The organism is Hymenobacter arcticus (assembly GCF_054779975.1).
This window is the reverse complement of sequence record NZ_BAAGXF010000011.1, coordinates 45,500-57,455: the sequence shown is the minus strand read 5'-3', so window position 1 is coordinate 57,455 and position 11,956 is coordinate 45,500. Positions and strand designations below refer to the sequence as shown.

8 protein-coding genes are annotated in these 11,956 nt (G+C 55.7%); 5 read left to right on the top strand and 3 right to left on the bottom strand.

What is annotated here, in order from left to right:
* Positions 1 to 120: 120 nt before the first annotated feature.
* From ACYVGC_RS17260 to ACYVGC_RS17250, 3 genes are all read right to left on the bottom strand, one after another.
* A complete protein-coding gene (locus ACYVGC_RS17260) occupies positions 121 to 1,872 on the bottom strand; it encodes an SIR2 family protein (protein ID WP_460585096.1) in 1,752 nt (583 codons plus the stop codon).
* 16 nt (positions 1,873 to 1,888) lie between these two features.
* The gene (locus ACYVGC_RS17255; RefSeq protein ID WP_460585095.1) at positions 1,889 to 2,260 is read right to left on the bottom strand and encodes a hypothetical protein; all 372 of its coding nucleotides are present in this window, start codon (positions 2,258 to 2,260) and stop codon (positions 1,889 to 1,891) included.
* Between the two features lie 129 nt (positions 2,261 to 2,389).
* On the bottom strand, positions 2,390 to 4,048 hold the full coding sequence (locus ACYVGC_RS17250) for a hypothetical protein (protein ID WP_460585094.1): 1,659 nt from the start codon (positions 4,046 to 4,048) through the stop codon (positions 2,390 to 2,392).
* Between the two features lie 268 nt (positions 4,049 to 4,316).
* On the opposite strand from ACYVGC_RS17250, the gene ACYVGC_RS17245 reads away from it, so the two are divergent.
* From ACYVGC_RS17245 to ACYVGC_RS17225, 5 genes are all read left to right on the top strand, one after another.
* Entirely contained in the window at positions 4,317 to 7,673 is a 3,357-nt protein-coding gene (locus ACYVGC_RS17245) for a class I SAM-dependent DNA methyltransferase (RefSeq protein WP_460585093.1), read from the top strand.
* Between the two features lie 23 nt (positions 7,674 to 7,696).
* The gene (locus tag ACYVGC_RS17240) at positions 7,697 to 8,290 is read left to right on the top strand and encodes a super-infection exclusion protein B (RefSeq protein ID WP_460585092.1); all 594 of its coding nucleotides are present in this window, start codon (positions 7,697 to 7,699) and stop codon (positions 8,288 to 8,290) included.
* 66 nt (positions 8,291 to 8,356) lie between these two features.
* Complete coding sequence (locus ACYVGC_RS17235) at positions 8,357 to 10,351, top strand: DUF4365 domain-containing protein (RefSeq protein WP_460585091.1); 1,995 nt, start codon at positions 8,357 to 8,359, stop codon at positions 10,349 to 10,351.
* 395 nt (positions 10,352 to 10,746) lie between these two features.
* The gene (locus tag ACYVGC_RS17230) at positions 10,747 to 11,058 is read left to right on the top strand and encodes a type II toxin-antitoxin system HigB family toxin (protein WP_460585090.1); all 312 of its coding nucleotides are present in this window, start codon (positions 10,747 to 10,749) and stop codon (positions 11,056 to 11,058) included.
* Positions 11,059 to 11,095: 37 nt separating this feature from the next.
* Positions 11,096 to 11,458: a helix-turn-helix domain-containing protein gene (locus ACYVGC_RS17225; protein WP_460585089.1), complete on the top strand. Its 363-nt coding sequence runs from the start codon at positions 11,096 to 11,098 to the stop codon at positions 11,456 to 11,458.
* Positions 11,459 to 11,956 lie beyond the last annotated feature (498 nt).

Below are 11,956 nucleotides of genomic sequence, written 5' to 3'. Positions count from 1 at the left end.
CTTAATCTTTTAAACTTTTAGAGAGGCTTCTTTTTGCCTCATAGGTTTTTGAAAGCTAGCTAAGAACAATTACCCGATGTATTAGCACAGGAGTACCTGTTCATTGTGATTACTTCAGTTCTACCGAAAGGACCGCATCTCTTTGATTATGCTGTCCATTTTCGCAACTACTTGTCCTAATTCAACTTCCGACTTATTAAAAAGGCCCCGTTGAAGCATCGGCCATGACGTACCAGCAGCAGTTATTTCCTGCCTTATTTCTTCGATAGCTGGATTAGGTCGATTCCAACGCGAGCGTTGCATAAACCGGCCGTACCGAAAATCCCCAGCAGAGCTATCGTTGGCCCGTATCATTTCGTTGTAAAAAGCGAGCGAGACGAGGTACTCGAAACGGTCAAACAACTCATCATAAGCGAAATCATCCGGTAGTATCTCCCGGAAGGTAGGGCGAAGCACCTGATGCAGGTGATAGTGGATAAGAAATGGCTTCTCCTGCTCGTACAGCCCTGTTAAGTAGTGTGCTTCAATTGGTTCGTACAAGCGGCTATGTGGCTTTTCTATCTCATGGTGTGCGCCTTTCCGTAGCTTCACGTCTAGCAGCAAAGCCAGTAGCAGAGAGTCGTCATTCGCAGCGGTAGCGCCAAGCCCAACTGCATAAAAAGCTAATAGTAAGGGATAATCGCGCAGATTCATCCACGCTCCGTAGCTTCCGGTGTTTTCTACTTTGAGCTTGCTGAGTCGCGTTACTGATTGCAGCCACACAGTCTGGTGAGCAGTGCCAGCCCAATAGGAGCCGGTGACAAGCAGCTGAATGACCCGTTCGCATAGCTTGTCTAAGCTTCTAACTGTCTGCGCAATCAATTCTAAGGTAGGGGATGCTGCCGGCGTAAGGGTACCGGCCTGCTCCCACACGTGTTCTACCTCGGCAGTTACTAGCTCGTGCAGGCGGATACGAGAGGCATCCACCAGCAGATAGCGCTTGAGTGTGGCTACCGCCACGGCCGTCGTTGCGGGGTGTGATTGGGCTAGGTCTTCCAGTGCCGCGACTTTTTCAGCCAGTGACTGGAAAAAGCTGTCCGCGCCCGTCGGAATCGAAATAAGCTGTGCGGCTCGCTGTTTGGCTAGCACCTGTGCTGGCGCGGCCAGGCCGCCCATGACCGCCCAATAGGTTGTAAACCGACGGGTAGGGCAGCGGAGCAGTGCTTCCCGCAAGGCAGTGTCCCACACTCCCGACCAGCCGCAGATAAGTAGCCCGTACTCGTCAAATACGCGGTCGAGCAATTGGTTCAGCGCTGGTTCGTAGGTGGCCAGCTCGTGCGGGGTGTTACGCAAACGAGTATCCAGGTAGTGGCCATGCAACTTGATAATCGTTACTTGCTCGTGCTGTAAGGGCATCATGCCCGCCAGTGCCGACGCATCACTTACCACAGCAGGCTGCACGCCTTGCGCCTCCAGGGCCTGTTCTAAAAGCGAATCGAAGTTGGTGGTTAGAATGACTTTGATGTAGCCCTTCGCTACCAACTCTGCAATAGCGTGGTGCGCCTTAGTCGGTACTTTCAAGCCCAGTTCCCGCTCTTCTTCCGTTGGCACGAAGTAGCTACGCAGTAACCGCTGCCGCTCGGCAGGGGTAGGGGCAAATCGCTCCACTAGCTTTGCATAGTCAGGCTCCTCGCCGTAGTTCGCCTGATACCAGGCAGCTGGGTCGGGCCCCGCGCTCTGGCCCGCAACTGCGGCCGCTTTCTGCACCAAATCCAGCGTAATACCCCAACCTGTCGGAATACCCGCCGCCGAAGAAATACCCGAGCCCAGCAGCAGGGCCGTAGCCCCTTTTGTATTGGTCAGCGTGATGGCTAGGCTTAATGTAGCGTCCATAGTGGTTGGTAGCTCCCTATTTGGTAATGACTCTTTTTATTTCCCCTTTGTTGAAAGCAGCCTCAATATTGGCGACGAAAAACTTGGTAAAAAGATAGGTTACGCCATCCTGCTCCTTGAAAAAGAGGATGTTTTGTCGCTGAGATGCGAGCCGGCTGTCGGCAGGCTTAATAGGTTCATTGAAGCCATTTAGCAGCTGTACGTACATAAATTGGCCATTGGTGCCGGTTCCCTCGGTCAACATAACAGCGTCCCCTACGTTGAGCGTATCGCCTTTCTGGCTGACGTATGGCAGCAGAATCTTCTTTTCCCGACTGATGCTTTTGCCTTGGCCAAACGCGGCGATGCTACAGATGGTAAGCGCCGCAGTAAGTAGGTATCTTTTCATTTATTGGAGGGTTACCGGCTAGGGGATAAGTTAGCGTGCTTATCTAGATGCGCTACCACTGGACCCCAAAGATGAGGCTTCTAGTGGAACTCAACGGCGGCCCAGGCCACATCAATTTCTGAATATTCCTCAACGCTGAGAAAACCGCCGGTCAATAGCTCGGCCTTTAGCAGCGCGCAACGCTTCATAAGTGGGAGTAATTCGCGCCAGATAATCCGTAGCGGCAGCGACTTCTTCAGCCAGTCCTGCCTCTGCCCGGCGCTGGGCGGTGTCGATAAGCTCGGCTTCGCGCTCACGCGCTGCCACTCGGTCTGCATGACCTGCTCGACGCTGCTGAGTTGCAGTTTCCGCTGCTGCAAAGCTCGCTTCTTCTCGCTCAGCGTCTGTTTCCTGCTCGTCAAAGCTTGCTTCCTCTCGCTCAGCATCTGTCTCCTGCTCGTCAAGACTTCTTGACTGGGTACGTCGCCACTGGGTATCGGATGGCTCGTAAACCACCTCGTTAATTCGTCGTTGCAGCGCATCTCCCGCACGGCTGCTGCGGCTTTCCAGGTAGCTACTAAGGCGGGCAAGTCGGTCCTGCGTTGCATGTTCTGTTGCTGTAGCTGTATCAACGTAAGCGGTGCTTGCAGCTGCTTCTCGCTCAAGCTTTTCTTTAGCGTGTTGAAAGCGTTGGTCAAGGTCAGCTTTTTCGCCGTCAAGTTGAGTTCGTAGCTGCTCTCGGCTTGCTGCAACAGCGTGTTCTGTTCCGCGATACGTCGCTCGGCGTTCTGCCACTCGCTGTCGTAACCCAGGGGCAGCTCGCTCGCAAGCTGCTCGGACGTCAGGTTCAGCAGCCGCGATTGCTCGGCCAAGGCTCGCTTGCTCACTTTCAAAGACTCGCGCAACGTCTGCTTTTTCAGCTCCCAGCGCTGCTTTTTGGCGGCTAATTTCTGCTTCCTCCTCTGCAAATTCTGCAAGTAGGTCTGCCTCAGCGCGGGCAAGAGCTGCTGCATCTTCGCGGGCCTCTCCGTGCTCCGCTTCGTCAAGCTCGTCGCGCGCTGTTGCAAGTCGCTGATGGAGTGATCCCACTGCAGCTCCGCCCATAAATTTTCTAAGGTTTCTAACTGCTTCCCTAATTTCGTGGAGCTGGCAATCAAGGGATTCTGGCTCGTCCTCCAATGCTTCTTCCGTATCGTCTCCACCAGATGGCGCAGGGCCGGCGGCATCACATCCAACGGGGTCAGTAGTTTCTCGCTCATGGTTATACAGCCATTTGGTATTGGCATGGGAGGCCAGTAATTTTTCTATTTCCTTGGCCGATAGGAAGTAGGGAATTGTAATTTCAATGGTGTCAACCTGCGCCCGCCGCAGGCCGACGAGCTTCTTATAATCTACTTCGTGGGTGACGTGGATTTCAATGAGGAGCAGCATCTTGTCGTCCGCATCGGTGAAGATTACGTCTGGCCGGCACACGAAATCCTGCTGGCCCTTCATCGGTACAAACTTTTCCTTCTGCCGCTGAAAGTCCAGTCCGCACTCGGCGTTTTCATACACTGTGCGCTCGTTGTACACGTGCACGGCCTCCACCGTGCGGGCCTCGCGTAGCGTGGGCACCGGCCCCAGGTAGTCTTCGGCGCGGCGCGCCATCACGGGTGGCACCCGCACCCACCGCTGCTGCTGCAAAATGGCTTTGGCCTGCCGGTGGGCATAGGTTTCGTCTTGGTAGTCGCAGTGCTCACCTGGGGCCCACACCTGCACTTTGTGGCGAAAGTGCCGCGTCTGGTTGATGTCGCCGTAGCACAGCACCACAGGCTTGCCGCACCCCCGACAGGTGTAGTCTTTGTAGAGCTTATCGGCCTTGTCGGCCGGCACCACGTTGAGCTGCGCATCGTGGGCAAAAGCGAACTTAATACGCGCAGCTATTGAGTAGAAAACGAGCCATAAATTAACAACTTTGCAGGAAAAGGAACTTTTATCTCAATTGCAATTTCACGGCCAAACTCCGGCAATTCCTTGCCAAAAGCAGTAAGTTCGGAGTCTGATTCTCGTCCCGGTTTTACCGGCCTGCCCATTACCTGTGAATTATTCTGACTTCGAAGCCCGCTGGCTGCGCTCCGGCGGCGCCGAGCACGCCAACTACGGCCTTTTCCTGCAAGACCTCTGCGACCTGCTGGACGTGCCCCGGCCCGACCCTACCACCGACGACCCCACCCAGGATGCCTACGTGTTCGAGCGCGGCGTAACGTTCGACGACGGGGCCAGCAAGCGCAGCACCGGCCGCATTGACCTCTATAAGCGCGGCTGCTTCGTGCTCGAAACCAAGCAGGGCACCGATACCCCTGACCAGCAAGCCAAAGCCGCCAAGGCCGAACTGGGCCAGGCCGAGGGCAAGCGCCGCAAGGGCCACGCCGTGCGCGGCACCGCCAAATGGGGCCAGATGGTGGAAGCCGCCCGCGAGCAGGCCCTACGTTACGTGCGCGCCCTGCCCGCCAGCGAGCCACGCCCCCCTTTCGTGGTGGTAGTCGATGTAGGCTTCTCGATTGACCTGTACAGCAACTTTGCTGGCGTGGGCGATAGCTACGTGCCCTTCCCGGACTCGGGCAATTTTCGGGTGCTGCTGCCGGCCCTGGTCGACCCTGAGGTGCGGGCGCGCCTCAAGCTGCTCTTCACCGACCCGCAGCAGCTCGACCCCGCCCGGCTGGCGGCCCAGGTCACGCGCCGGCTGGCGGGGCACCTGGCCGGCCTTAGCAGCCAGCTTGAAAAAGCAGGCCACGCCCCCGACGTGGTGGCCCAGTTTCTGATGCGCTGCCTCTTCACCATGTTTGCCGAGGACGTGGAGCTGATACCCAAAAAGTCGTTTTCCAAGCTGCTGGCCGAGTATGCCGACACCGCCGAGGCCCGCGCCTACCTGCCCGAAGCCCTGGCCAGCCTGTGGGCCACGATGGACAAGGGTGGCTTCTCGCCGGCGCTACGCACCAAAGTGCGTCACTTCAATGGCAAGCTCTTTCACGACGCCACCGCCCTGTCGCTGAACGCCGACCAAGTGGCCCTGCTTCAGCAGGCCGCCGCGGCCGACTGGACGCTGGTAGAGCCCGCCATCTTTGGTACCCTGCTCGAACGTGCCCTCGACCCGGCCGAGCGCCACAGCCTGGGCGCGCACTATACTCCGCGCCGCTACGTGGAGCGCTTGGTGCTGCCCGTCGTGATTGAGCCGCTGCGCCAGGAGTGGGCCGCCGCCCAAGCCGCCAGCACCCAGCTCCTCGAAGAAGGCAAAGGCAAAAAAGCCGTGGAGGATGCCCGCGCCGAGTTGCTGCGCTTCCTGCACCGGCTCACGTCGGTACGGATTCTGGACCCGGCCTGCGGCTCGGGCAACTTCCTGTACGTTACGTTGGAACATCTCAAGCGCCTCGAAGGTGAAGTGCTTACCTCCCTGGGACAGCTTGGGCAGTCGGGCCGCTTGGAGCTGGGCGACGGCACCACGGTGGGCCCCCGCCAGTTGCTGGGCTTGGAGCTGAACCCGCGCGCCGCCGCCATCGCTGACGTGGTGCTGCGCATCGGCTACTTACAGTGGCACCTACGCACCTACGGCCTCACCCAGCTGCGCGAGCCGCTGCTGGATGACTACCAGAATATTCAGCAGCAGGATGCGGTACTGAGCTATGATGGGCCGGACTTCGCCAACGCCCGCCCGGCCGTGTGGCCGGAAGCAGATTTCATTGTAGGCAATCCGCCGTTCATCGGCAAAGGTCGCATTCGGGAAGCACTGGGCGATGCTTATGTAAATGCTTTGCGCAAAGCCCACCCTCATATTCCGGATAGTGTCGACCTAGTGCTGTACTGGTGGGACAAAGCTGCGCAGGCAGTGCGGACTGGAGCTACGCAACGTTTTGGCTTTATCACCACCAATTCGATTACTCAGACATTCAACCGGCGAGTAATTCAGGCTCATTTGGAAGCACAGGATGCCCCGGCAGAAGTCGTATTTGCCATTCCTGACCATCCGTGGACCGATAACTCTAACGGTGCGGCCGTGCGGGTAGCTTTCACCGCCGCCGAGAAGGCGAAAGGGGAGGAAGGAACCCTTGTGGTGGTTATCAGCGAAAGTAACGCTACCACCGATGAGGAAGCTATTTCAGTTGAAATGACCGAGCGCCGGGGGCGTATCAATGCAGACCTGACTATTGGGGCCGATGTGACGCAGGTGCAGTTGTTGCAAGCTAACGAAGGTCTTAGCAGCTTCGGTCTTATGCTGGCTGGGTCTGGTTTTATCGTAACACCTGCCGAAGCGCAGGTTTTGGGGTTGGGCACGATTCCGGGAATTGAGCAACACATTCGGCCTTATCGGAACGGCAAAGACTTGGCAGCGACACCTCGCGGGGTGATGGTGATTGACTTATTTGGCCTAAGTGAAGCGGAGGTAATAGGTAAATTCCCAGCGCTCTATCAGCAGGTTTTTACCCGTGTAAAGCCTGAGCGCGATACTAACCGCGATAAAGCCTTGCGAGAAAGGTGGTGGTTGCATGGCCGCTCTCGCCAAGAGTTGCGCAAAGCATTGGTAGGTCTTTCTCGTTACATTGGAACACCAGAAACGGCAAAGCATCGAATTTTTCAATTCTTAAATTCTACCACAGCTGCTGACCACATGATTGTGGCACTGGCGTTAGATGATGCATTTCATCTAGGCGTTTTGTCTAGTAAGATTCATACGCTGTGGGCTTTCACGGCAGGGGGTAGAATGGGAGTGGGAAATGATTCGCGCTACAATAGCTCACGCTGTTTTCAGCCCTTCCCATTCCCCGCCGCCACCGAAGCCCAGCAAGCCCGCATCCGCGAGCTTGCCGAAGCCCTCGACGCGCACCGCAAGCGCCAGCAGGCCCAGCACCCCATCCTCACGCTCACCGACCTCTACAACGTGGTGGAAAAGCTGCGTGCTGGCCAGCCCCTCACGGCCAAGGAGCAAATTACCCACGAGCACGGCCTGGCCGCCGTGGTGCTCAGCCTGCACCAGCAGCTCGACGCGGCCGTGGCCGAGGCCTACGGCTGGTCCGCCGACCTGCCCGAGGCCGATATTCTTACCCGCCTAGTGCAGCTCAACCACGCCCGCCAGCAGGAAGAAGCCGCCGGCACCATCCGCTACCTGCGCCCCGCCTACCAAGCCCCCGACGAGCAGCAGGCTACCCTCACGCTACCGGCCGCCGCGGTCACGCCCACCGCGACCATTGAAACCAGCCCGCAGCCCTGGCCCGCAGGCCTGGCCCAGCAGATGCAGGCCGTGCGCGGCCTCGTGCAACAGGCCGGGCAGCCTCTGAGCAGCGCCCAGGTCGCGGCCCGCTTCCGGGGCAGTAGCGCCAAAAAGGTGCAGCCTCTGCTCGATACACTGGCCCTGATGGCGCTGGTACGCTTCGTGGAAGAAGAGAATAAATACGCCGCTTAATTGCTGCTGCAATCCCAATCACTATGGCCGACAACACTGCCGATTCCATCATCACCGCGACTGAAAAGTACGTGGTACCGCTCTGCCTTATTTTGGCGCTTACCACGGGCATCCTATTGTTCTGGCCCGCCGGCGCTACATTGTTTCAGCTCACCCGCCTACCAACCTGGATAACTGATTTCCAGGGCCTGATTTTCATCTTTAGCGTAATCATAATGGTGCTGCTGCTAGGCCGGGCCATCGGCCGCAGCATAGCGCGCCGCCGCTTTCAAGCTGATTATCGCCAGGCTATTGTGAAAAACCTATGGGCGCTCAGCGGGCAGGAACAGGCCATTTTGCGCGAGTTTTTTCTCTTCGATTCCGACGTACAAGACCTGCCCATGCAGGACCCCGCCGTTCTTTCGCTCCGCAACAAACGCATCCTGTCGGTGGCCGCCACATCGGGGCTGCTGAAAGGCCGCAATATGGAATTCCCGTTTCAGCTACCGCCACGGGTAAAGGAACTGGTCGAGCCCGAGATGATTGCGCTACCCGAAGCCCAGCAGCTTTACAACCGCGATAAAACCAAGTTTGAGGCATCCCGGCCCCACTTCCGGCAGCAGAACTCCTATTGGTAGAATCAGCACCAATGGCCGAAAACCTCTTTCTAACCACTAAAATACTGCTCCGCGGTAGTTGTAACGATGGCCTTCTGGGACGAGCCGATAGTAGACGAAAATGCGAAAAAAAGCGAGGAATCGGTCAATGCCGTGAAGTCCTTGTTAACGCGCCGCCGCGGCTTCATCAGCCGGGTCGAGGAACCCGATTACGGAGTCGACCTCAACGTGGAGTTGATGCACCAGAGTGGAGCCGCGTCGCAGATGTTTCCCGTCCAGATTAAGAGCACGGCGAAAGTCGTACTAGTTGAACGCAACGGAAAATCCTTTGCGCCACTTGTCTTCAAAACTTCCCGGCTGGGCTATTTGTGCCGGCGCGCCCCCGTTAGCGGCATCATTGTGCTGTACGATGATGCTACCGCCACCTGCTACTTCGACTATGTAGAGGATATCGTGGCTCGGCTAAACGCGCAGCACGGCGAGCGGGACTGGTGGCCCCAGGAAACCGTAACCATCCAGTTACTTGCGCAGCCCCTCGACGCGGTCGCGCTACTAACGCTGCACCAAAAGTTTACGCAAGCCCATCATCGGCATCAACTGCTGCTGCTCAACTACGGTGGCCGCTACGACCTGACGGCTGTGGTTCCCACGGCATCGGGCAAGCCGCCCTTTGATATCACAGACCCACAGCAGATGGCGGACCTGCTGGAAGAGTTTAGTGGCTTGCTGCACAATCAGCAGGAATTCCCCCTGCTTCTGGACCTATTTGGGCGGCTACCCGCCCCACGGATAAGTGCCTCCAAAACCTTGCTGTTTTTTGCAGCTCTAACATATATTCAGGCCGGCAATGTTATTGAGGGTGAATATTTTCTGAATAAATGTTTTCGTCGACGCGAGGAGTTCGACGCGGCTTCACTGGAACTATTGGAGTTTGCTCATATCCGGGCCGATTTTATAAAAGGAGAGAATTCTCCCAGCACGTACCTCGACAAGCTAACCGCCCTTCAAGCCAGCACCCATTCCCCCCTGAATAAGCTGACATTTGAGATAAATAGCATCCACATCAGGCTTGTGGAGGATTTTGATGGTAGCGCAATTCCCGACGCGGCCGTGATTACCGACTTGTTTCCCGCTATCGAGGCGGCCCCGATTGCGGAAAAAGACAAGCAGCTGCTCAAGCTTTTCAACAGCGAAAACCTGCACACCTATGGGTGCGAACAGCTGCTGAAGCTTGCCAGCCAAATTAAAGTTGGTGACAAATTCGGTATTCCGGTCACGCCATTTACTCGCTTTGAGCGAGCCCAAGCCATCAATGCACTGGTCACGCAGGCCATCAAAGCAGTAGAGTCGGTGGCTGCATATGCCAAGGCAGAAAGCGACCAATTGCTTAATGCCCATGCGCTGCTCTACAGTAGCCGTTTTTTCTTCGCGTTGCACTACTGCCTCATGATGGGTCACTTCGACAAGCCGATTGTGCTTACAGATGTGCTACACACGCAGTACAATCGAAAGTATAATGCCAGCGGGGAAGCTCATTCACTTTTTCGGAGCCTGGGCCTGTTCAAGGAGGCGCACCACGCACTCAGCACGGCTTACGAGCTACAAGCGCTTTTCCAACTTCGCTATAATAACCAACTAAGCCCTCAGCCCGCAGATGAGCTATTGCAAGCCCTGCGCGCCCTTGAAAAAGAGAATGGCTTCCCGTCATTTGAGTCGGCAGTAAAGCCAGCGCACGAAGGGATGAGTGGCCTGCTGGTCCGCCCACCCATCAAGCTGCTGGATGTCCCGGACGGTCAAATACAAGCTGTTGCTAAAAGGTATCTTGAGCTGGTTGATTTACCACCTGACCGGCTGCCATTTCTGGTGGCCGATATTCAGGCGTTTCAACTGTTCGCTCGTGAGTGTGAAAACGAAGAAGTGGAAATGATAGCGGAAGATGGCCACCTGCGCAACAGTGGAACCGCCTATGCACAACCAGTCGCTTACCGACTGCACCACAAAGGCACGGGCTTTCAAACCCCGCTTAGTGATGACGTGCATCAATTGCTGTCAGCGTTCGAATACTTGATTAAAAATTCATAATGTCATGAGCGACCTCACTATGTACTCTGTGCGGCCTAGCTAGACCACCTCACAGTAGCTTGGGAATGATATTTAAAGCATGAGCAGCGAATTGCGTCGGGGAGGGCGCCGGCAAAGCGCAATGCTCCGACGCGGAAGGCACCGTAACGGCGGCGTTTGGTGGGTTGCAGGCTGTCTTTCATGATATGCGACAGACAAGACCTTATTCTGTCCACATTTACCCGACCACCTCAGTTAAGGCCACGTAGGCTGCATGAGTAAGTGTGATATTTTTGTTAGTGGTAAATTATTTTCGATTTTGGTAAATTTATCATATCTTTGTCACGTTAGCTATTGAGCAGCCAACAACTATGATAATGAGATATGGGATAAAGTAAAAAAATAACAAACAGATTATGAATGTTTTAAGTAAAGAAAAAATTAGAAGACATGCTGTTGAACACCTAGACGTAGCGACTGCCATTCTAGAGCTCTACGACGATATGAAGGCCGCCAACTGGGCCAACGCTGCTGAGGTGAAAGCCTTTGACCCGAGCGCGACCCATGTCGGGAACAACCGCTGGGTTTTTAACTTGCTGCGCAACCGCTACCGGATGGTGGTTAAGATTAACTACTCCCAATTGCCGGCCTTCACCGGCCAGATTTTTGTGCGCTTTATTGGGACCCACGCGGAGTATGACCGCATCACCGATATAGCGAATCTATGAGCCAGGGGGTTATCCACTAGCTACTTGTACATGATAAATGACCGTAACCATGACTATCCAAAATGATGCAGCGTACCAGGCAGGCATGAGCCGCCTGGAAGCCCTCGACAGCAACAACCCCGCTAACCTGGCGGAAATGGAGACGCTGGGCAATGCCCTCGAAGCCTACGAAGACAGCCACGGTCACGCGCCTGTCCGGCCGGATTCGCTCGTTTTTCGCATTGAGCGCTATATGTTCGAGCATCGCCTGAAGAAGCAGGAGCTAGCACAGCTACTCGGTATCACGAACAGCCGCCTAAGTGAAGTGCTCAATGGCAAGCGGGCAGTGAACATGGACCTCGGCCGGCGCCTGTACACCAAACTGCACATTCCCGCTGAGTTTGTGCTGATGCACCCCTAGCACGTCTGTTAATTAACCAGAAGCCCCGCTGTATAGCGGGGTTTCTGGTTTTAGGGACTGACAGCCGATTTCTGGCGAGCATGCTGATTAATGAGCCCGAATAATGCTGCCGCGTGTCGGCTCTTAGCAAGGTGACTAATGGCCCGATAGGCTAGCCAGATAATCCCCAGGATTAATACGCAGAGCATCAAGGCCAGCCAGATAAGCTGGTCTGCGGGCATTCGTTCGGCAATAGTCCCAAGGACTTTCCATAAACCAGCTGGGGTAGTATTAGGAAGGATAGAAAGGAATAAAATTGTACGCATGTTCATAAGAGTTGTAGTTAATTTATTAGCTCGGCAGAAAGACGTTCAAAGCGGCCACTACTGAAGTGGTGGTGCAAAATTAGCAAGCCCCAAAAAGCACGAATTCAGTGTTTAGTAATAGGACGAAAGTGTAATAAGACTGATTCAAGCTTGTAGAGGCACTTTTTAAAGTAGTATGCTTCGGTGAGAGGAA

Coding starts and splice junctions, on each gene's coding strand:
- ACYVGC_RS17260 (WP_460585096.1), bottom strand. CDS start 1,872: ATGGACGCTACATTAAGCCTAGCCATCACGCTGACCAATACAAAAGGG.
- ACYVGC_RS17255 (WP_460585095.1), bottom strand. CDS start 2,260: ATGAAAAGATACCTACTTACTGCGGCGCTTACCATCTGTAGCATCGCC.
- ACYVGC_RS17240 (WP_460585092.1), top strand. CDS start 7,697: ATGGCCGACAACACTGCCGATTCCATCATCACCGCGACTGAAAAGTAC.
- ACYVGC_RS17235 (WP_460585091.1), top strand. CDS start 8,357: ATGGCCTTCTGGGACGAGCCGATAGTAGACGAAAATGCGAAAAAAAGC.
- ACYVGC_RS17230 (WP_460585090.1), top strand. CDS start 10,747: ATGAATGTTTTAAGTAAAGAAAAAATTAGAAGACATGCTGTTGAACAC.
- ACYVGC_RS17225 (WP_460585089.1), top strand. CDS start 11,096: ATGACCGTAACCATGACTATCCAAAATGATGCAGCGTACCAGGCAGGC.